Here is a 20,925-nt window from a genome sequence, read left to right on the forward strand (position 1 = left end):
AACATTAGATACAACCCATCGGTAATATAAGTTGCTTTGTATCCATAATACCACAGTCTTTTCGATGGGTTATATCCAACACTGCCGTTTTTTAATAAGTTCCGAGTATCCAATTTTTCATGTCTTCCCTTCCTTACGGATTTTTCGTTTCAATTGGGATTGTATCTATGAATAATAAACAATTTTTGTTTAGGAAAGTCTTTTGAATCTCGAATAAAAGTTGTTCATATCTATTTATTCGTTCAACAATCTTGTTATATCTAATTTTTGTAAATAGTCCTAAATATTCGATTAGTATTTCATAACCCCTCTTATAAACTCCCGAAAAGTATATCATACAAAGAACCGAAAAGATTATTAAGTCTAAGAGAGATATTTTCTCTCTGCGTGTGTATGGCGATTTGTATTTGACGACTATTAGGTAAAACTTAGCTCGCATAAGATTTATTAAACGCTTAATTCTCGGAATTTTAGATTTATCTACGATGTTATTACCTCCAACTATTTTTTTGTAGTAATCTATAATCATATAGTTATATATTTATCTATTTGATGGGAACTACCGTTAAGATTATACTTTAACGTTTATATCATATAGATGAGTTAAATTATGACACAAACATAATTTTGAGAGGAGAGAGCCATGGGATTTTTAGATGTAATAAAGGGAATTTTTAAAAAATCACCAAAGATACACTATGCAAAATCCCAAACAGTTGATTTAATTGAATTAAAAAGAAACCCCTACTATATTGTGGCGTCAGTTGAATTGGGTAATACTACAACAAAAGCCATCATTACGGCAACAAATATGGATACTGGAAAAACCTATATTGTGAGCAAACATGTAAAAATGACAAGAGACGTTAGAAAACCAAAGAAGGGAGAAGAGGTTTTTGGGAAAACATTGTGGGGTGTTGAATTAACAAAAGAAGCGGTTGCAGAGATGGTTAAGGAGGTTTTACTAAAAGCCCTTAAGGAAGGAAACCTAACAATAGATGACTTGCATTTTGTCGTTAGAAGTACTGGAGTTACGGCAGGTTTTGCCTCTCCTGAGGAGGTTGGGGCAATGATTATTGCATTGGCAGATGGATGTTTAAAAGCAGGCATTCCTCCATCAAAGATGGCTCCTGCAATGTCAAAAAACCAACTGCCGAAACCATTTGATAAATACAGCATGATGGATAAAATAATATTTGATGGGGCAGTTACGGGAGTTCTCCCTCCAACAGGGAAGGAAGTTGTTGCAAATGAAATGGAAGGGGAACTTGTTACGGCAGGAATAAAAGTTGGAAGTAAATGGACAGAGGTCGATTTTAGAAATCCATGTATGAGTATTGACTTTGGTACTACATTAGCAGGGAGGATAACCAACGATACTCTACCTTATGCAAAGGTTATTGGGAATTTGTGTGGTTTGGCGGGGGCTATTGCCGACAGTATTACAAGAGGTTCTGGGCTTGTTAATAAAGAAAAAGGGGCGGCTTTAGATATTACAAAAAAATGTAATGATAAACCAAACAAAGAACTTGCAGAAGAATACGCAGAGAAAGCCCACAAATACATAATAATTGATGAAGTTCCATCAAATGTTGAAAGATTTGGAACAGTTCCAGTTAATCCAGAGGCGGCAAAAAAAGCAGGAACTACCTTAATTGGATGTGATGTTGGAGAAAATGGAAGTGACTTGCCAAAATTAGAGGAGATTGGAAAAAGAATTGTTGAGGAATGCAATGTTCCAACTCTACTCTATACTTTGGATTTGGTTTCTGCAGAAATAGCAAAGAGATTAGTTGAATTTGTATATAAAAAAGGACTTGTTAATGAAAAAACTGCAATAGGTATAACAGGTAGGGCAGGAATTACTGGGGAGAAGCCAAAGTTAATAATAGAAAAACTCAAAGGATTGGATATCTGGGAGAATGTTGAAGAAAATGTCGTGTTTGTTGAGGATGGTTTAGCATTGGGGGCGAGTGTTATGGCAAGATGTATGAATTGCCTTGGAACGCCAAACATACCAATTGGGGGTAATAGGGGAGGAGGTTGCATTTTGGGTTTAAGAAGAAAATGGCAAAAAGATAAAGGTATGCTTAGATAACAAAATGGTGAAAAAATGCATAAAGGTATTGATAACGTTAAATATGGTGTAATAACGGTAAGTGATAGTAGATACAATGAAATGTTAAAAGGCGATAAAGTTGAAGATAAATCAGGAGAACTTTTAAAAAATGAGTTAAATGCCATATTCCATGCTCTAATTCCAGACAATAAGGATATGATAAAAGGAATTATAGACCATGTCATAGATTTTTTTGATGTGGATTGTATCGTCATAACAGGAGGAACAGGCATATCTAAGAGGGACAACACATCAGACGTATTAAAAGAAATTTTTGAGAAGGAGTTGGAAGGATTTAAAATAATATTCCATAAGATAAGTTATGATGAAGTTGGAGAAGCAACAATTTTATCACGAAGTACTGCAGGGATTTATAGGGGAAGGGTCATATATGCCCTTCCAGGTTCAGTAAATGCATGTAAAACAGGTCTAAAAATTATAAAAAAAGAAACAGGACATATCTTAAGACATGTTAGAGAATAAAGTAATATGTTTTGGTGAAAATAATGACAACTCGCTTTGCTCATAAAATCATAGCAATAAGTGGAAAAGGTGGAACTGGAAAAACCATGTTTTCAACTTTATTGATAAAGGCATTAACTAAAAAAACAAATAGCATTTTAGTTATTGATGCAGATCCAGACTCAAATCTACCAGAAACGCTTGGAGTTGAAGTAGAAAAGACAGTTGGAGACATAAGAGAGGATTTGAAGAAGTTAGTTGAAGAGAACAAACTACCTCCTGGGATAACGAAGCAGAATTATTTGGAAGGAAAGATTTATGAAATCATAGTCGAGACGAATAATTTTGATTTACTTGTTATGGGAAGACCTGAAGGAAGTGGATGCTATTGCAGTGTGAACAATTGGCTTAGGCAGATAATAGACACCCTTGCAAAATCATACGAGTATGTTATTATAGACACTGAGGCAGGATTGGAGCATTTGAGTAGAAGAACAACTCAAAACGTTGATTTGATGATTGTTGTTACAGATGCATCAAAAAGAGGCATTGGAACTGCAAAGAGGATAAAAAAACTTGCAAATGAACTGGAAGTTAAATTTAAAGATATCTATGTTGTGGCAAATAAGGTAAATGAAGAAAATGAGCAAATCGTTGAGGAATATGCAAAAGAATTAGGATTAAATTTAATTGGGAAACTACCCTATAACAAAGAGATAGCGGAATATGATTTAAGGGGAAAACCATTATTTGATTTACCAGATGATAATGAGGTTTATAAAAAAGTAGAGAAAATTGTAGAAAAGTGGATAATATAATCACTATAACTCTCCCATGAATTTTGGGAATGCCTCCTTGTATGCCTTTGCTAATTTTTCAACCTCTAAGTTAATCAACTCTTTTCCATCCAATTTTATCTTTAATTCATTTCCTTTCACTTTTCCAATGACATATCCTTTTGTTTCTTTTAAAACTTCCTCAACATGCTTTTCATCAACTGCCAAAATTATTCTTCCAGAGGTTTCTGAGAATAACAAAATATCTTCTCTCAAATTGTCTTTGTTGTATTCACTTAGATCTAATTCTGCCCCAATGTTGTTATTTATACAGAGTTTTGCAATAGCAATGGATAATCCACCTCTTGAACAATCTATTGCCTCATTTATTATTCCTTTGTTTATTAATTTAACAACACTATTGTATATTTCTTTTTCTTTCTCCAAATCAACTCTTGGGACAATTCCTTCCTCTGTGTTGTGAATAACTTTATAGTATTCACTTCCTCCCATTTCATCCTTGGTTTCATTTGTTATTATTAAAACATCCCCTTCCTTAACTTTATTAAACACTCCTGGAACCTTTTCAACATCCTCCACAATTCCAACAACACCTATAGCAGGTGTTGGGTTTATTGGGTAATCTTTATCATCAATTATCGTCTCATTGTATAAACTTACGTTTCCTCCAACAACTGGGATGTCAAAGAACTCGGCAGCATCAGATAAGCCCTTAACACATTCTTTTAATTGCCAATATCTTTCAGGTCTCTCTGGATTTCCAAAGTTTAAATTATCAAGCATGGCAACTGGCTTAGCCCCTACTGTTGCTAAATTTCTAACACTCTCTGCTACTGCATTAACTGCCCCAACGTATGGGTTTAGTTTGCAGTATGTTGAGTTGCAATCAGATGTTAAAGCAATGCCCTTTGGATATGCTTCAACCAACCTTAAAACTGCAGCATCTTTTCCTGGCTTTACAACAGTCCTTATTTGAACTTCATGGTCATACTGCTGGTAAATCCACTCTTTTGAACAGATATTTGGACTTTCAAGGAGTTTTAATAAAACTTCATTCAAATCCTCTGGCATTTTTATTTTTTCCTTGTCATCTTTTTTCTCTTTTAAATCCTCTTTTTCTTCCCTATGCAATAATGGTGCCTCACAAAGCAACTCCAAAGGCAAATCAACGACAACCTCTCCATTAAACTTTGCCACTATTCTCTTTGTATCTGTTGTTTTTCCTATCACTGATGCAGGCAATTCATACTTTTCAAATATCTTTATAATTTCTTCTTCACTTCCCTTCTCAACTGCTAAGAGCATTCTCTCCTGACTTTCTGAAACCATAATCTCATAAGGTGTCATACCCTCTTCTCTTAAAATAACGTTTTCTAAATAAAGTTCTGCCCCAACACCTCCACCGTAACACATCTCTGAGGTTGATGATGTTATCCCTGCCGCTCCTAAATCTTTCATTGCCTTAACCTTTCCTGTTTTACATGCCTCTAAAACTGCATCAATTAAACACTTCTCTGTAAATGCATCTCCAATCTGAACACTTGGTCTATCCTCTTCACTCTCACTTGTTAAATCCTTTGAAGCAAATGAAGCCCCACCAATACCATCCCTTCCTGTTGAACCAACTAAGATTAAGGATAATTCTGGCTCTCTTGCCTTTCCGGTGATTATCTCATCTTCTCTAACCAATCCAATACAAACAACATTAACTAAGTTGTTGTAGTCAAATGATTTGTCAAATTCACACTCTCCTCCAACTGTTGGAACTCCAATCCTATTCCCATAGTCCCCAATACCTTTAACAACCCCTTCAATAAGCCACCTTACTTTATCTTTTTCTTTCCCGTTAATATCCCCAAACCTTAATGGGTCTAATAATGCTATAGGCTTTGCTCCCATTGAGAGAATATCCCTAACAATTCCACCAACACCTGTTGCCGCTCCGTTGTAAGGGTCTATGTATGACGGATGGTTATGACTCTCCATAGCCAGGGCAATGCAAATATCCCTGTCAACTCTAATAATTGCAGCATCATCCCCAGGACCAACAACAATATCTTTATTATTCTCCTTTATTGTCTTCGCAAACATTCTTAAAAGGGATTTTGAAGACCTGTATGCGCAATGCTCACTCCATAAGTTCTCAAACATCCCAATCTCTACATCATTTGGTTTTCTTCCCAATTTTTCCTCTATATATTTCAAATCATTTAAGTCCATAATCTTCCTCCTCATTATTAATACTCATTATTTAATACTTATGAAATTAGTTTTGTAGTAAAGTTTTAATTATTCACCACGTTTTTAATCTTTTCTATATTGTCATTTATGTTATGTTCGCTCATCTTCAAGTATCATTACCTAACATGATTATAAGTAATTCAGAGAACCAATTCGATTTATAGTTGTATATAAATTTATAAACAATATTCTCAAAAATACAGGTTTAAAATCGTTTTCCAAAATGTTTTGAAATCAACTATAATTATTTAAGATAAAGTATCGTTGGGAATATCAACACGCTCATCATATAAGATAGTGGTGTTTTTGTTTTTAAACATAAAGTTCCAATTGAAATTCCTATTAAATAAACAACCAAATGGTAAATAACATCATACTTGATGGATGAAACCACAACTATAAATGTGCAAAATAATATAAAAAACATTGAAATCTTCTTAAACTCTATCTTCTGCATTTTTAGAAGGATAAACTTTGAAAGATATAATAGAATAGCACAAGAGATTGAAGATGCAATAATTATGGATGTTATTAACTGGAACAGATTAACATCAATATTCAAATTCCCAATTGCGTCTGCAACACCACTCCTGCCAGTTCTAATTAAAAACAATGCGAAGATTGAAAATACCTCACTGGCTAATGTTATAGAACCCTGTGAGATTATAAAATTTTTTATGTTACTCTCTACTATCAATTTACTCAAAAAGTAATTCATCTGAGATCCACCAACAGCAGGTAAAAATACCCTTAAAATTCCTCCAATAGAACCAAGAAATGCTGATTTTAAAAAACTTAACTTGAAATCGGGAAATGTTATAATTTGATGCGGTATCTTTGTTATTTTAAGGCTATTCATCAGTATTGGAATACCAAACATGCCAGTGAATATTGCGGTTAATGTGCAGTTGAAGGATGGATTTTTATACAGTGTAATAACCCCAAAAATCCCAGATAAGATAGTAACAACTGCCGTCCAATAACTTCTTGAAAACACAACAATAATGAACAAAATTAGCGTTAAAATAAATGGAAGATGTGGTTTTAAAGATTCATAAAACCCATAAAAATCCAAATTTAAAAGATAGATGATAAAAACCACACAAATTGAAAATACTATGCCTAAAAACGCCCCAAATCCAGATAAAAACACCGCTTCATATCCCAAACCTTTCAAAGTTAATCTGTGCATGGGAAAAACTGCAGTAGCGGTTTCATCATCAGGAACTCCTAAAAACACCGTTGGAATGTAGTTTATAAAATAGTGGGCAACAACCATGCCAATTAAAAAGAACAAATACCCATCCTACTAAAAAAGGAATAAATAGGAAGGATAATGCCACAATGTTGTTTGGATGTACACCCGGAAACAATCCAGTGAATGTTCCGCAAATAATACCCAAAAATAAAAAAAGTAAATTATCTATTGGCATTCTTTGAACACCATTTGCATTTTTTATAACCCAATTCCCTTGCATCTTCCTCAGAATAGAAATAGATTATATTATCTTCCTTTAACTTCTTACCATAAGGACAATCTTTTGATGTATGGTATGTTTTCCCATATTTTGAGGCATAGATATTTGTTGGTTTTGGGGAGAGGTAGATATCCCTATCAAAATTCAACTTCTCAATCAACTTGAAATTATCCATATCCTCCAAAATTATTTGGTATTTCCCATTGTATGTTGATATTTTTCCAATTACTTGGACTTTATCCCTCTCTTTTATGGAACATGGATAATAATTTTTTATGTAATTTGTTAAATCTTCCCTAACCTTTCCAAATGCAACAACATCCAAATGCCCAGTGCCATCGTTTATGGTTATGGATTTAACTTCCAATATATTCCTGCACTTATCCCTTTTTAACCCCAACTTTTGAATATATCCTGTTATTTTTACATAATCACCCTCCTTTATTTCACAAATCTTAACTTCCTTTGGTTCTATGCTGTAAAAATTTAAAGTTGTTATGCCCAATACTGCAAATATTAAACAAACTATTATGATATTTTTATCATTCATAAACTCCCCCCAATTATTGCTTAATTTCTTTTTTAATGAAATTCTTTGCTATGTCCATGACATTCTCAGATATTACATATTTTGCATTATCTTTCAACACAATTGAAGCAACTTCCAATGCCTTGTAGAGTTGTGCCTCATCCTTAAAGTATTGCTGTGCAGCCTTTGCAACAATTTTAATTGCCTTTGCCTGCCCTTCTGCCTCAATCCTATAACTCTCTGCAACCCCTTCTGCTTTTAAGATTCTACTTTGTTTTTCTCCTTCTGCCTCTAAGATTGCTGCCCTCTTCAACCTTTCTGCCTTCATTTGCTGTGTCATTGCATCTTTTATGTCTTGTGGTGGCTCAATCTCTCTAAGTTCAACCTTCTCTACCTTAACCCCCCAAACATCCGTCTCCTTATCCAAAATATCCAATAACTTTGAGTTTATAAACTCCCTCTTATTCAAAACCTCATCCAACTCCATATTACCAATTATCGCTCTTAGCGTTGTTTGAGCAAGGTTTATTATTGCAAACTCATAATTTTGAACCTCCAAAATAGCCTTACTGACATCCACAACCCTATAATAAATAACCGCATCTATCCTAACAGCAGCGTTATCTTTTGTTATCATCTCTTGTGGTGGGATATCAACAACCATCGTCCTCAAATCAACTTTAACAGGTATATCAAAGAATGGGATTATTAAATTTACTCCAGGTCTTAATTTTCCAATGACCTTTCCTAATCTAAATATAAGCCCCCCTTCATACTGCTTGACAATAACAATTGCCTTTGTTAAAATAAATAGTACAATTAAACCTAATAGAATCCAATACCACATAATTCCACCCCATTTATGTTTTATTCCTTATTTTGTGGTTCTTTTCTTTTAACTATGAGAGAAACCCCATCTACACCAACAATAACAACTCTCTCCCCTTTTTTTATTGGTTCATCTGCCTTTGCCTGCCATCTCTCCCCATCAACCAAAACATGCCCATATTTGTGCTCATCAACGTCCTCATCTAAAACCCCTTCCTCACCAATATATCTCTCTGCACCAATCCTTATATACATTCCTTTCCCATAAACTATCCTATGCAAAATATATAGGGTAATTCCCCCAGCAAATATTGCAGAGATTAATGCAAAGTTTGGATTTATTAACAAAAAAATCCCATAAATAAGTATTGCAATCCCCCACGCTGGAAAATACAACCCGGGAATGATGGTTTCTAAAGCGATAATTATCAACCCAACCAATATAAACAAATATCCAATTTCCATAAAACTCACTCTTTCTTTTTGTAGTATTTTGCAAATACCCTATATTGAAAAATCCCTAAGAAGAACCCAACAAACGAATTAATGAATGCAATCACTACATCCACAATATATGGTAACTTTGGATTTGCAAATATTAAAAGGAACTTTAAAATCACAAATGGTAATTGGATAACCATACTTATGATAGAGATTACAATCACAACCACTATGAACAAAATTATATATTCCAACGAGAACTTATTAAACACCTCAACGAACTCGAAAAATCCCAAAAACCCCCTCTTTGCAAAATTAACTGTTGCCAATGGAAGGTAAAACATCAATGGGAGTATAAATAAAACCATCAACAACATCCCCAAACCTATCAAAATCATCCCGGTGTTGGGATTTTTTGATAAATAGAGAACTCCACCCCCAACAATCAGTAATGGAACAATAATGAATATCAAAACCAACAAAAAATTTCCAACAGCCCAAAGTATCCCCTTAACAAATAGTTCTCCAAAATTTTCCCACTCTGGTAGTTGGTTGCTACCCTTCAACGTTGATTCTATACTCTAACATAATAACCATAAACAAATAAAGATATAAGAAACCCAATGAATGTTAACACACCAGCAATTGCTATTGCTGAACTTAAATGACAACCCATTTTCATTTTATCCAAATAAGGGGTTAAGAAAATAAGTAAGATAGATAATGCAACAGGAAACAGAGACGTTAAAATACCTCCAACAATTCCTTTCTTTAAATCTGAGAATGTATATTTTAATGGTTCTTTTATATATTCATTAGAAAATGACATACTCCCCCTCATTCATCCTCAACAATAACAGCAGTCCCACTTGCACTAACCATTAGCATACTCCCATTTTGTCCAACAGTTTCGTAATCCAAATCAATTCCAACAATTGCATTAGCCCCCAAATCCTTTGCTTCTTCAATCATCTCGTTTATTGCTATCTCTTTTGCCTTCTTTAACTCCCTCTCATAAGCCCCCGCTCTTCCCCCTATTATGTCTCTAATCCCTGCGAATATATCTTTAAGGACATTAACCCCCACAATTGCATCTCCGCTAACAATTCCTAAATATTTGACGATTCTTTTTCCTTCAATACTTGGAGTTGTCGTTGTTATCATTTCTACCACCTATAATAAATTGTAACTACTCGTTTATATCCTTTACCATTTTGATGCTAATCATCGTATTGCGATTATTATTTATATTATGTAATTGTAAGTGAAGATGAGCGTTAAAATAAAATTTAAAATAGGTAAAAATTAAATATCTATCTTTAAACATTCTTTTACTAATTTTATTCCTTTTTCTAAAAGTTCTTTTGCATCTTTACTATTTTTTGCCTCAACTCTAACCCTTATATATGGTTCAGTTCCTGAAGGCCTTATTAAAACCCATCCATTCTCTAAGTTAAATCTTGCCCCATCAACGGTTTCAGGAGTTATTTTAAATAAACTCTCTCCCTTCTCAACAACATACTCCATTACTTTTTTCTTTTTCTCATCTTCACATGGAATTTTCTCCCTTAAATTTACGTATAATGGGATTTCATCCATTATCTCATATAACTTTTTGCCATAAAACTCCATCATCTCCAAAATCCTCAAACCACTTAAAATTCCATCGGGAGTTAAGTGAATATCTCCATGAATCCATGTTCCACTCGGCTCCCCTCCAAATAATGCGTTATATTTTTGCATCACCTCTGAAACTGCAACATCCCCAACTTTTGTTCTAATAACCTCAACATTTAAATCCTTTAGATATTCATCAATAACCATTGATGCATCAACAGTTGTTATTATTATTTTTTTATTTGTTTTTTCAACAATATATCTTGAAAATGCAGCCAAAAGTTTATCAAAATCTGTCATCCTACCTTTTTCATCAATAGCAATCATCCTATCGGCATCACCATCATGTGCAATACCAATATAATCCCCATCTTTGTTATTTAACCCCCTAATCATCTCCATTGTATTTTTTAAATTCTTTTCATTCGGCTCTGGCATCCTTCCTACAAATCTTCCATCTACATGAGAATTTACCGATATAACATGACATCCTACATCTGTAAATAGATATGGGGAAACCAAACTTCCAGATGCATTGCAGCAATCTACAATCACATTGAATTTCTTCTCTATATTCACATTCTTTAAAATAAAGTCCATATATTTTTTTAATGCTTTCTTATCCTCCCAAACATCACCCACACAATCCCACGAAGCCCTTTTAAAACCATTGCTAAAAACAATTTCTTCAATCTCCTCTTCCTGACTTGGTCTATATGCGGTTCCATCATTATTAAAAATCTTTATCCCATTATACTCTGGAGGATTGTGAGAGGCAGTAATCATAACCCCTGCATCATATTCTCTTGTAGAAAACCCCAAAACTGGCGTTGGGACCATGCCTATTGTTGTTACCTCACTACCCCCATTCAATAAACCTGCTATCAATGCACTCTCTATTAACTTTCCAGTTGTCCTTGTATCCCTCCCAATAACAACATCATCTACTTTTTTTGACAGTGCAAATCCTACCTTATATGCAATTTCTGGATCAAGGTTTTTCATCCTTATTCCTGAAGTTCCAAAAAGTTTCATTGATGACACCCAAAATTTTGTTTTTTGTTTTGTTATTTTTTGTAAATTATTTATTTATTAATTTTTATTTGACTCTTTTTTCAATTGTGTCACAACCATAAATAAAACCAAAATATTTATATAGAAGTTCATTGTCATATACATACCGATGAAGTTCAAAAGTTATGAGGTGAGGAATATGGCAGCAATGGGTCAACCAGTTATTGTATTACCAGAAAATGTTAAAAGATACGTAGGTAGAGATGCTCAAAGAATGAATATCTTAGCAGGTAGGGTTATTGCTGAGACAGTTAGAACAACATTAGGTCCAAAAGGAATGGACAAAATGTTAGTTGATGATTTGGGGGACATTATTATCACAAACGATGGTGTCACAATCTTAAAAGAGATGAGTGTTGAGCACCCAGCAGCAAAAATGCTTATTGAGGTTGCAAAGACACAGGAAAAAGAAGTCGGGGATGGAACAACAACAGCAGTTGTAATTGCAGGAGAATTATTGAGAAAAGCAGAAGAGTTATTAGACCAAAACGTTCACCCAACAATAGTCATCAACGGATACCAATTAGCACTCAAAAAGGCATTAGAAGAATTAAACAACATTGCAATTGACATAAAACCAGATAATACTGAAATGTTAAAGAAAATTGCAATGACTGCAATTACAGGAAAAGGTGCTGAAAAAGCAAGAGAAAAATTAGCAGAAATCATTGTTGAAGCAGTAAGAACAGTAATTGATGAAAATGGTAAAGTTGATAAGGACTTAATTAAGATTGAGAAGAAAGAAGGGGCTCCAATAGAAAATACTGAATTAATTAGGGGAGTTGTTATTGACAAAGAAAGAGTCAACCCACAAATGCCTAAGAAAATAGAAAACGCAAAAATTGCATTATTGAACTGCCCAATTGAAGTCAAAGAAACAGAAACAGATGCAGAAATTAGAATCACCGACCCAGCAAAATTAATGGAGTTCATTGAACAAGAAGAGAAGATGTTAAAAGAAATGGTTGAAATGATTAAAGCAACTGGTGCAAATGTTGTATTCTGTCAAAAAGGTATTGATGATTTGGCACAACACTACTTAGCAAAAGAAGGAATATTGGCAGTTAGAAGAGTCAAGAAATCAGACATGGAGAAATTATCAAAAGCAACTGGTGCAAAAATAATAACAAACATAAAAGACTTAACACCAGAAGACTTAGGTGAGGCTGGAGTAGTTGAAGAGAAGAAAGTTGCTGGAGACGCAATGATATTCGTTGAAGAGTGCAAACTTCCAAAAGCAGTAACAATATTGGTCAGAGGAACAACAGAGCATGTAATGGAAGAAGTTGCAAGAGCAATTGATGATGCAATTGGGGTTGTTGCATGTACAATTGAAGATGGTAAGATTGTTGCTGGTGGTGGAGCACCAGAAGTTGAATTGGCTAAGAGAATCAGAGATTACGCTGAAAGTGTTGAAGGAAGAGAGCAATTAGCAGTTAAAGCATTCGCTGATGCATTAGAAGTTATTCCAAGAACATTAGCAGAGAACTCAGGATTAGACCCAATTGACACATTGGTAAACTTAAGAGCAAAACACGAAAAAGATGGAGTAACACTCGGATTGGATGTCTTCAGTGGAGAAGTTATCGATATGTTGGAAAAAGGTGTTGTTGAGCCATTAAGAGTTAAAACACAAGCAATCATCTCAGCAACAGAAGCAACAGAAATGTTGTTGAGAATTGATGACGTCATTGCAGCAGAAAAATTAGACAAAGGAAAAGGAGATTCAGGAGACATGGGGGATATGGGAGGGGAATTCTAAATTCCCTTAATTAAATCTTTTTTTATTTTTTAAAAATGTTTATACATTTAAATATATAGTTTCAATGTAAAAGGAATTTAAATTACTGATAGTGTGATTTAACAATATTAACTTTAAAACCAAAAAATAGAAATATGTAGTGCTTGAATAACTCGTTAAAAAACGGTGAAACCTCCATGCTAACAGCACTTAATAGTATACTCACTAATTCTATAAATAGTTTAGGATTTAACTGTTCGGAGGAGTTATCTAAGTTCGCACAAGTTAGAACACTAACGCCAATAAAAACTATCAAAGCATTTTCAGAGTATGTCTCGGGAATTCACAGAACGACTATCGTTAAAAACCTACAAAAACTATCAGAAAATGAGTTTTGTTTGTATACTCAACTATCCAACCTTCCCGATATTTTTGATGACAATAGATTTAAATACACTGCAATAATCGATTCAACGCTACTAAGGAGATGGAGTAAAAAGGTTTATGGTTGCAATATTCGATATAACTACATCGAAAGACATAGCAAACCATATCAAGAGCAGATAAACTGCTGTATTTATCACGAAAAAAAGGGATATATTCGATTTACACTACAATAAAACCACTTGGCAAAAAATCCACAGACATATTCATCGAAATTATTAGATTCTTAACTCATATAGATATCGGGACGGTCGTAGGAGACACTTTTGTAACGACAAAGAAAATTATGAAGGAATCTAAAGAATTGGGAATGGAATATATTGGTAAACTTAGGAAAAACCTGATAGTTGAATATTTCGGTAAGAAGGTTAAGGTAGAAGGACTATTTAAGAGGGATTTCGAGAAAGAAAAGCTTAAATTAAGGACTATTAATGGAATAAAGTTTAGATTATCCGAGAAAGTGGTCAATATTCCCGATGTTGGTAGAGTTAAAATCGTTGCAGTGTTGATGGAAAATCAGAGATTAGACGAAATGCTTCGCATTTCGTTGCTCGCTTACTTCGTAAGCGAAAACCTAAGTATCTGGTCTCTACAAACCATAAAAAGAAGGCAGAGAACATAATAAGCGAGTATATGAAGAGACCAAAGATAGAAGAAAAGCATAGAAGAGATAAATCGATTTTAGATGTTGAGGGAAATTACCTAACGTCTGAAAAGAGCAATATTGGGTTTGTTAGGTTTATAGCAATGGTATCAAACTGTATAGAATATTTAAGCCACAAATATGGATTATCATTCTATGAAGTGATTAAAGAGTGTAGTAAAGAACTAATAAAGAAAGGATTCTCGTAATCACACTGTCAGTAAATTATCTCATCGCCTTTAAAACTTCATCTTTTAATTCATTAACGATTTTCCTCTTATATTCCAAAAACTCTATACCTGTTCTATCCCTTGGTCTTTTTAGTTCAATTGGAACTATTTTCTTTATTTTTCCAGGTCTCGCAGTCATTACAACAACCTTATCTGATAAATACACAGCCTCATCAACACTATGCGTAACAAAAAGTACAGTTTTTTTCTCCTTTTGCCAAATCTTTAAAAGTTCATTTTGAAGTATCGCTCTTGTTTGTGTATCCAATGCCCCAAAAGGTTCATCCATTAAAACAATCTCTGGGTCATTTGCAAGAGTCCTTGCTATCGCTACCCTTTGCTGCATTCCTCCACTAAGTTGGTGTGGATAGGCGTCCTCAAAACCCTCTAATCCAACCATCTTTATAAATTTCCTTGCAACTTTTATCTGCTCTTCCTTTGGAATCTTTTTAATTTCCAAACCAAAGGTTACATTCTTTAAAACCGTCCTCCATGGCATTAACGTGTATTGCTGGAACACCATACCCCTTTCAGCACTTGGCTCTCTAACTTCCTTTCCATCTAACAGAACTTTTCCACTTGTGGGCTTTTCTAAACCTGCTATAATCCTCAACAATGTTGATTTACCACAACCACTCGGCCCTACAATAGAGATGAACTCATTCTCCTCCACTGACAGACTTACGTTATCTACAGCGAGAAGTTCCTTTTTTTCCGTGATGTATTTTTTGACAATATTTACCAACTCCAGTTTTGCCATCAATTACACCTTTTTTCTATTTATTTCAATGAAATTTATATAGCATGTTCATGTTTAGATTATTTCATCATAGATCTCCATTTGAAATACCTATCTTCAATAAATCTAAGCCCCCTATCTAAAATTAATCCAATCAATCCAATAACAGCCATTGCAGCAATAACAACATCCATCCTACTTAAAGAATATGCATACATAATCAAATACCCCAAACCAGCATCACTTCCTGGCAACATCTCTGCAGCGACAACACACATCCATGCAATCCCTGCCCCAACTCTTAAACCAGTTAGGATACTTGGTGATGAAGCAGGAATAACAACCTTTATTAAAATATCCTTACTCTTAGCCCCGAGGGTTAAAGCCGCCTCAATCAGTGGTTTTGGAACTCCTTTAACTCCAGATATGGTGTTTATCAAAATTGGGAAGAATGCCCCTATAAATATGATAAATAGCATTGATGCCTCTCCGATTCCAAACCATGCCAATGCCAATGGAACCCATGCAAGAGGCGGAATGGGTCTTAACAACTCAATAACTGTATCAAATAAATCATTAACAAAAGAATAATACCCCATCAAAATACCCAATGGAATTGCAACACAGCCAGCAACAATAAATCCAGAGATAACTCTTTTTATACTTATAACCGTATTTTCCACCAAATTCCCAGTTCCTAAAATCCCTTCCCATGGGTGGAAGAGAACGTTTAAAACACTTTCGACTCTTGGGATTATTACTGGGTTGTTTAGATATATGGCAAATATTTCCCAAAGAATTACCCCAAGTATTGGTAGTAGAAGGTTCCTAAGCAACTTCATAATCCCCCTTCCGTTTTTAATATTGCAGTTTTTGTAAATTGCCGTAAAAAGCATATGTGAATAAATAATAAAAATTTAAAAATATAGGTTAATTAAACACATTGAGGTAATATAAAGATTTCGATTTTGGGGTTGATAGTATGGGTAAGATCAAGGAGTTCGTAGAGTATCTACATGAAAATGAAATAAAAAAGGCCGTAATTTTAAAAAAAGAAAATATAAATTATTTCTTGGAGAGATATCCACCAAATTTTTCAGTTCTGGTTTTTGAAGGAGAGGAAGGGATTTTATATGTTCCTAAATTAGATTATGAGATGGCAAAGAAATATGAAAGAAATAATCTACGAGTTGAGATTTTTGATAAGTGGGAGAATATCTTTGAGGGTTGCGATGGTGTTGAGGAAACCTTACCAATAAAGTTCTTAAAATATCTAAGCAAAGATTATAAAATCATCTCAGAAAAGATTAAAGAGATGAGGGTGATAAAAAATAAAAGTGAAATAAAACTAATAAAAAAAGCAGTTGAGATTAGTGATAAGGCAGTTGAATATGTTACAGAGAATCTTGAAAATATGAATAAAACTGAAAATGAACTATCTGCAGAAATAGAATATGTTATGAAAAGGAATGGAAGCATCAGGCCTTCTTTTGATACAATTGTTATTTCAGATAAAAAAACTTCTTATCCGCATGAACTACCTTCAAATAAAATAATAAAAAATATTCTTTTAATTGATATCGGGGCTGTGTATGGGGGTTATTGTTCAGATATAACAAGGACATTTTTGTTAAATCCATCAAAAAAAATGGAAGAGGTTTATGATATTGTTTTTAATGCTAAAAAAGAGGCGGAAAAGTATTTAAAAGAAGGAATTTCGGCAAAAGAACTTGATAAAATTGCAAGAGAGTTCATGGGAGAATATAAGGAATATTTCATTCACTCTCTTGGTCATGGGGTTGGTGTTGAAGTGCATGAAACTCCGGCATTATCTATTAAAGCAGAAGAGGACATTGTTTTGAAGGAAGGGATGGTCTTAACTATCGAGCCAGGCATATATTTAAAGGATGAATTTGGAGTTAGGATTGAGGATTTGTATTTGGTTAAAAAGAAGGGTTTTGAAAGGTTGAGTAATGCGAAATACTGGTGAAATACCATTTACAAAGTAATTTTTAATCATACAAATTAGTGCTGGGGAATTAAGTATATTAAAGAAGATTGATGAAAATAAATTTAACTACTCAACCACATAAAAAGAAATCTAAGAAATTAATTAAAAACAAAGGGTGGTAATTATGAGATTAGAAGATTTATTAAATATTGAGGTGCCAAAAATTGACTTGTCAGAAGAGCAAGTGTTAGCAAGAGTTCTTGGATATATTGTTTTAAATACAAAATATGGAAGGACATATAAAGGAATATATTTATCTGAGAGGGGTTTAGGACATTTTTTTACTATAGAAAAGCCAGAGATTGGAGATTTTTTAATAAAAGGGGCATTTATTGGAAAAAATAATATCTTGGAGTTATCGAGGGAGAGTATATTTGAAAGAACTGAAATTGATGAAGAAACCATAAATGAATGGAAAAAAATTGCTTTAAAACAGCCATTCATAACTGGAATAAAAGAAGAGTTCTTCTACAACGAAATTGAAAATAGGAAGGAATCAAGGTATATTGCTTTGAGGGTTTTGAAGATAATCGAGACTGAAAGAAATATTTGCGAGAGTTGTGGAATTTTACTGCCTTCCGATAAGGACTTTTGTGAGTGTGGGGGAAGGGCAATAACCGTACCTACCTTGAAATGCATAACCATAGATAAATTTGAGAATCTTGGATATTGGACAATTGTTGATTATAGATTCGAAATTCCATCTTTAAAGTACCCAACTTTGATTTTAGGGCATGTTCTACCAAGATTTATAAATGAGACAAGATCCCATGGTGGTAAGGAATACAAATACACCCACGACATTCTCTCTCCTGGATTATTCGTGGAGTTGGATAAGATTTAATTTATATAGTTATCCAGTATCTTCGAATATCATATCGGGGTCTTCCCAACGTGGTCAAATATAGACGATTATAGACATTTAAGATACATACCTTTAAATCTACAGTATAGACCATCAGAGGAAAACCTTCAGTTTTCCTTACTGGAAGCTTTGCTTCCACGTTAGGATTGGGTTTCATTGATCTCAACTCTCCTCTGGGTTCATTGGAGAGTAAATCATCGCTCTCAACCCCAGTCACGGACTTAAAAACCTAACGGTTTTTAAATTCTCATTGCTTCGCTCCGAGAGAACCCCCAACTCCGCCTAAGAGTTTTTTAACCAATTCAACTCCTCTTTTAAAAATATTAAAACATCCAACAAACTGTCTATCAAAAACTCCACAATTATCGCATTTAACAACCTGTCCTCTTGGGACTCCATTCTACTCCCGCATACGGGACAGGTTTTTGAAGTATAGTGAAAAATAATTAAGTTATTAAAAAAGATAGACTGGTATCTTTGATAAGCATAACCAAGCATCCGTTATATCACATAAGATTTCATATTTTGTGGAGTTGTTGGAAATACCTTCTGCAACTTGAATAGCATATTCATTTAAACCCACTATCTGCTTTTTTTAATTTGTAATAATGGTACTCAACGGTTTTTAAAGGAATGCCTGTTATTTTAGATATTTCCTTTGGATGTTTGTCCATGTATTTTTTAATAATTTTATCTACATCTGTTGGTCTTCCACATCTCACATCTATACTTTCAACCTCAATGCCTATCTCCTTTAACGCATTTATAATTTTTTTTGATGTTCTTTGGTACTTTGACTTTGGAAGATATATCTTCTCAATTTCCCAATTCTCCAAAAGTTCGATTACAACATCTCTATTCAATTCCTGATTGATATAAATCTCGTTATCCTCCATCTCAGTTTCTTTTATCTTTTTTATTAGATCCTCCTTTGACTTTGCCCTTATATATTTCATAATTTACCACATTTTTTTCTTTTTCTTTCTTCTGGTTTTGTATTTTTTTCTTAACCTCCCTTTAACCATTTTTCTCTCCAAAATCCCGCCACAAATCTCACAGACATCTCCTTCATGTTCCATTGGATACATCTTTTTACAGCCCTTACAAACCTTCCTCCATATAAATTCCTCTTTAACACCCTCAGTGATGATAGATCTCACATCGATGCCAAGTTTTCTTGCCACATTTTGTATGCCATAATCATCAGTATACAAAATCCCATCCAAATCTAAAGTCAATGCTAAAACACCAATATCAGCCTCAGATAAAGCATCTCCAGTTTTTGATACCATATCTTTTACTTTTAATATATTCTCAATACTCGGCTCCATAACCTTCAATTTCCCAAGATTTAAAGATTGTCTAACAATTTCTGCCCGTGATTCAACCTCATTGATGATGTCGTATGTTGTGTAGTGTTCCCCCACCTCTAAGATGGGATTATAATCATGAATAAATGCTGAAGCATCCAAAATTTTGGGTTTCATAATAAACCACCTAAGAAGTAATTATTTACCCCTTAACATTTGAATCATGAGTATGCATGAAACTAACCCAAGAACGCAGCCATATATAAAAGTTAGATTTGAGGAGATTTTCCATAAAAATCCTGCTATTAAACTTGATGGTAAAGCGATTAATCCAGTTGCAGTCTGAAAAACTCCAAGGGCTGTTGCTTTAATTTCATTTGGAGATAAGTCAGAAACATAAGCCCTTTGATTTGTGTTGAGTATTGCATAGGCAACACCATAAAATACAAATAAAACAAAAAATACCTTTAGTGATTTAAATAACACAAATCCCAATGCGGTTAACGAAAATATCAAATACCCAAATGCTATAACCTTACCCTTTCCAATTTTATCGGATAGAATACCAAACGGTATGGAGAATATTGCATAGGAAATATTAAAAATAACATATAGTATAATAGAAATCTCCACAGCAAATTCACTAAGATGTTCTTGAACTTTTAAGATATAGAACATATAACTAAAATTGGCAAGAGCAAATACTGTAGAGATTAGGATGAATTGTTTGAGTGGTTTTGCCAATAATTTTAAATTTATCGGTTTAAAGTTTTTTGTATTTGCTTTTTCCACTTCTTTTACAAAAAATAGAGGAATTAAGGAGAAAAAAGCAGGCAATGATGCAATTAGCAATATGGATTTAAAATCAAGAACAAGATAATAAATTAATATAAATGCTGTCATTGAACCTAAAACTGCTCCAAAGGTATCAAGTGCTCTATGAATTCCAAAAGCCTTCCCTCTTTCTTTTGGCATTGATTCTGCTATGATTGCATCCCTTGGGGCTTCTCTAATCCCCTTTCCTATCCTTTCAAAACCTGAAAAAACTGCAACATATTCCCAAGTTTTTGAAAATGGTAGTAAAAGTTTAAAAATTGTGGATAAAAAATATCCAACAAATACAAATATCTTTCTCTTCCCAAATCTATCTGATAGGTATCCAAAAAAAACTTTAAAGATACTTGGTATGCTATCCCTCACCCCCCCAATCAAACCAACAACTACACTATCTCCACCCAATGAGATTATAAACATTGGCAATATGGCGGAGATTATTTCACTACTCACATCATTTAAAAAACTAACAATACCTAAAACAACAACATTTTTTGCTTTTTTATTCCCCATATTTACACC

General features: G+C 33.8%; 23 protein-coding genes and 2 pseudogenes. 9 read left to right on the top strand and 16 right to left on the bottom strand.

Going from position 1 to position 20,925, the window contains the following annotated elements; all coding sequences use genetic code 11:
- Window positions 1-133: 133 nt before the first annotated feature.
- Window positions 134-337 (bottom strand): hypothetical protein, encoded by a 204-nt coding sequence (locus METFODRAFT_RS11160; protein WP_216698820.1) that lies wholly within the window; start codon window positions 335-337, stop codon window positions 134-136.
- Window positions 338-643: 306 nt separating this feature from the next.
- Between METFODRAFT_RS11160 and METFODRAFT_RS04690 the strand changes: the two genes are divergently transcribed.
- From METFODRAFT_RS04690 to METFODRAFT_RS04700, 3 genes are read left to right on the top strand one after another with little or no spacing between them, the layout of a single operon-like run.
- Window positions 644-2,098: a methanogenesis marker 14 protein gene (locus METFODRAFT_RS04690; protein ID WP_007044403.1), complete on the top strand. Its 1,455-nt coding sequence runs from the start codon at window positions 644-646 to the stop codon at window positions 2,096-2,098.
- A gap of 15 nt (window positions 2,099-2,113) precedes the next feature.
- Entirely contained in the window at window positions 2,114-2,602 is a 489-nt protein-coding gene (locus METFODRAFT_RS04695) for a MogA/MoaB family molybdenum cofactor biosynthesis protein (RefSeq protein WP_007044404.1), read from the top strand.
- 23 nt (window positions 2,603-2,625) lie between these two features.
- Window positions 2,626-3,399 (top strand): ATP-binding protein, encoded by a 774-nt coding sequence (locus METFODRAFT_RS04700; RefSeq protein WP_007044405.1) that lies wholly within the window; start codon window positions 2,626-2,628, stop codon window positions 3,397-3,399.
- Window positions 3,400-3,402: 3 nt separating this feature from the next.
- On the opposite strand, the gene purL is transcribed toward METFODRAFT_RS04700, so the two are convergent.
- The 9 genes and pseudogenes from purL to glmM form a co-directional block, all read right to left on the bottom strand.
- On the bottom strand, window positions 3,403-5,598 hold the full coding sequence (purL, locus tag METFODRAFT_RS04705) for a phosphoribosylformylglycinamidine synthase subunit PurL (RefSeq protein WP_007044406.1): 2,196 nt from the start codon (window positions 5,596-5,598) through the stop codon (window positions 3,403-3,405).
- Window positions 5,599-5,863: 265 nt separating this feature from the next.
- Window positions 5,864-7,046, bottom strand: a pseudogene (locus METFODRAFT_RS04710) (tripartite tricarboxylate transporter permease).
- The gene (locus METFODRAFT_RS04715) at window positions 7,039-7,647 is read right to left on the bottom strand and encodes an OB-fold nucleic acid binding domain-containing protein (protein WP_007044408.1); all 609 of its coding nucleotides are present in this window, start codon (window positions 7,645-7,647) and stop codon (window positions 7,039-7,041) included. Before METFODRAFT_RS04715 ends, METFODRAFT_RS04710 begins: the two are co-directional and overlap by 8 nt.
- A 13-nt stretch (window positions 7,648-7,660) precedes the next feature.
- On the bottom strand, window positions 7,661-8,473 hold the full coding sequence (locus METFODRAFT_RS04720; RefSeq protein ID WP_007044409.1) for an SPFH domain-containing protein: 813 nt from the start codon (window positions 8,471-8,473) through the stop codon (window positions 7,661-7,663).
- Between the two features lie 20 nt (window positions 8,474-8,493).
- Window positions 8,494-8,919: an NfeD family protein gene (locus tag METFODRAFT_RS04725; RefSeq protein WP_007044410.1), complete on the bottom strand. Its 426-nt coding sequence runs from the start codon at window positions 8,917-8,919 to the stop codon at window positions 8,494-8,496.
- A gap of 5 nt (window positions 8,920-8,924) precedes the next feature.
- Window positions 8,925-9,461, bottom strand: coding sequence for a DUF4013 domain-containing protein (locus tag METFODRAFT_RS04730; RefSeq protein WP_007044411.1), 537 nt, complete (start codon window positions 9,459-9,461; stop codon window positions 8,925-8,927).
- A gap of 8 nt (window positions 9,462-9,469) precedes the next feature.
- The gene (locus METFODRAFT_RS04735) at window positions 9,470-9,724 is read right to left on the bottom strand and encodes a hypothetical protein (protein ID WP_141564066.1); all 255 of its coding nucleotides are present in this window, start codon (window positions 9,722-9,724) and stop codon (window positions 9,470-9,472) included.
- An 8-nt stretch (window positions 9,725-9,732) separates the two neighbouring features.
- Window positions 9,733-10,059: a heavy metal-binding domain-containing protein gene (locus METFODRAFT_RS04740; protein ID WP_007044413.1), complete on the bottom strand. Its 327-nt coding sequence runs from the start codon at window positions 10,057-10,059 to the stop codon at window positions 9,733-9,735.
- Between the two features lie 141 nt (window positions 10,060-10,200).
- The gene (gene glmM, locus METFODRAFT_RS04745; protein ID WP_007044414.1) at window positions 10,201-11,547 is read right to left on the bottom strand and encodes a phosphoglucosamine mutase; all 1,347 of its coding nucleotides are present in this window, start codon (window positions 11,545-11,547) and stop codon (window positions 10,201-10,203) included.
- Window positions 11,548-11,725: 178 nt separating this feature from the next.
- Here glmM and thsA point away from each other — a divergent pair, with 178 nt between their 5' ends.
- From thsA to METFODRAFT_RS04765, 4 genes are all read left to right on the top strand, one after another.
- Window positions 11,726-13,348, top strand: coding sequence for a thermosome subunit alpha (gene thsA / locus METFODRAFT_RS04750; protein WP_007044415.1), 1,623 nt, complete (start codon window positions 11,726-11,728; stop codon window positions 13,346-13,348).
- A gap of 176 nt (window positions 13,349-13,524) precedes the next feature.
- Window positions 13,525-13,947 (top strand): hypothetical protein, encoded by a 423-nt coding sequence (locus METFODRAFT_RS10880; RefSeq protein WP_007044416.1) that lies wholly within the window; start codon window positions 13,525-13,527, stop codon window positions 13,945-13,947.
- Between the two features lie 110 nt (window positions 13,948-14,057).
- Window positions 14,058-14,393: a hypothetical protein gene (locus tag METFODRAFT_RS04760; protein WP_007044417.1), complete on the top strand. Its 336-nt coding sequence runs from the start codon at window positions 14,058-14,060 to the stop codon at window positions 14,391-14,393.
- Window positions 14,390-14,623, top strand: a complete 234-nt coding sequence (locus METFODRAFT_RS04765) for a hypothetical protein (RefSeq protein WP_245528915.1) — start codon at window positions 14,390-14,392, stop codon at window positions 14,621-14,623. The genes METFODRAFT_RS04760 and METFODRAFT_RS04765 overlap by 4 nt, the downstream gene beginning before the upstream one ends.
- Before the next feature lie 16 nt (window positions 14,624-14,639).
- Here the strand turns inward: METFODRAFT_RS04765 and METFODRAFT_RS04770 are convergent, their stop codons facing one another.
- Both METFODRAFT_RS04770 and METFODRAFT_RS04775 read right to left on the bottom strand, forming a co-directional pair.
- Window positions 14,640-15,404, bottom strand: coding sequence for an ABC transporter ATP-binding protein (locus tag METFODRAFT_RS04770; protein ID WP_007044418.1), 765 nt, complete (start codon window positions 15,402-15,404; stop codon window positions 14,640-14,642).
- A 59-nt stretch (window positions 15,405-15,463) separates the two neighbouring features.
- Window positions 15,464-16,225, bottom strand: coding sequence for an ABC transporter permease (locus METFODRAFT_RS04775; protein WP_048115587.1), 762 nt, complete (start codon window positions 16,223-16,225; stop codon window positions 15,464-15,466).
- Window positions 16,226-16,365: 140 nt separating this feature from the next.
- On the opposite strand from METFODRAFT_RS04775, the gene METFODRAFT_RS04780 reads away from it, so the two are divergent.
- Together METFODRAFT_RS04780 and METFODRAFT_RS04785 are read left to right on the top strand one after the other, a co-directional pair.
- Complete coding sequence (locus METFODRAFT_RS04780) at window positions 16,366-17,373, top strand: M24 family metallopeptidase (protein WP_007044420.1); 1,008 nt, start codon at window positions 16,366-16,368, stop codon at window positions 17,371-17,373.
- A 145-nt stretch (window positions 17,374-17,518) separates the two neighbouring features.
- On the top strand, window positions 17,519-18,238 hold the full coding sequence (locus METFODRAFT_RS04785; protein ID WP_007044421.1) for a hypothetical protein: 720 nt from the start codon (window positions 17,519-17,521) through the stop codon (window positions 18,236-18,238).
- Window position 18,239: 1 nt separating this feature from the next.
- Here METFODRAFT_RS04785 and METFODRAFT_RS11485 read toward each other — a convergent pair.
- The 4 genes and pseudogenes from METFODRAFT_RS11485 to METFODRAFT_RS04800 form a co-directional block, all read right to left on the bottom strand.
- Window positions 18,240-18,733, bottom strand: a pseudogene (locus tag METFODRAFT_RS11485) (zinc ribbon domain-containing protein); the annotation flags it as partial.
- Between the two features lie 95 nt (window positions 18,734-18,828).
- On the bottom strand, window positions 18,829-19,215 hold the full coding sequence (locus METFODRAFT_RS04790) for a hypothetical protein (RefSeq protein WP_007044422.1): 387 nt from the start codon (window positions 19,213-19,215) through the stop codon (window positions 18,829-18,831).
- A gap of 3 nt (window positions 19,216-19,218) precedes the next feature.
- The gene (locus METFODRAFT_RS04795) at window positions 19,219-19,746 is read right to left on the bottom strand and encodes a ribonuclease VapC5 (protein ID WP_007044423.1); all 528 of its coding nucleotides are present in this window, start codon (window positions 19,744-19,746) and stop codon (window positions 19,219-19,221) included.
- Between the two features lie 21 nt (window positions 19,747-19,767).
- Window positions 19,768-20,916 carry an MFS transporter gene (locus tag METFODRAFT_RS04800; RefSeq protein ID WP_007044424.1) on the bottom strand — a complete coding sequence of 383 codons (1,149 nt, stop codon included), beginning with the start codon at window positions 20,914-20,916 and terminating at the stop codon, window positions 19,768-19,770.
- Window positions 20,917-20,925 lie beyond the last annotated feature (9 nt).

It is taken from the genome of Methanotorris formicicus Mc-S-70, from assembly GCF_000243455.1.
GTDB lineage: Archaea > AGJL01 > Methanococci > Methanococcales > Methanococcaceae > Methanotorris > Methanotorris formicicus.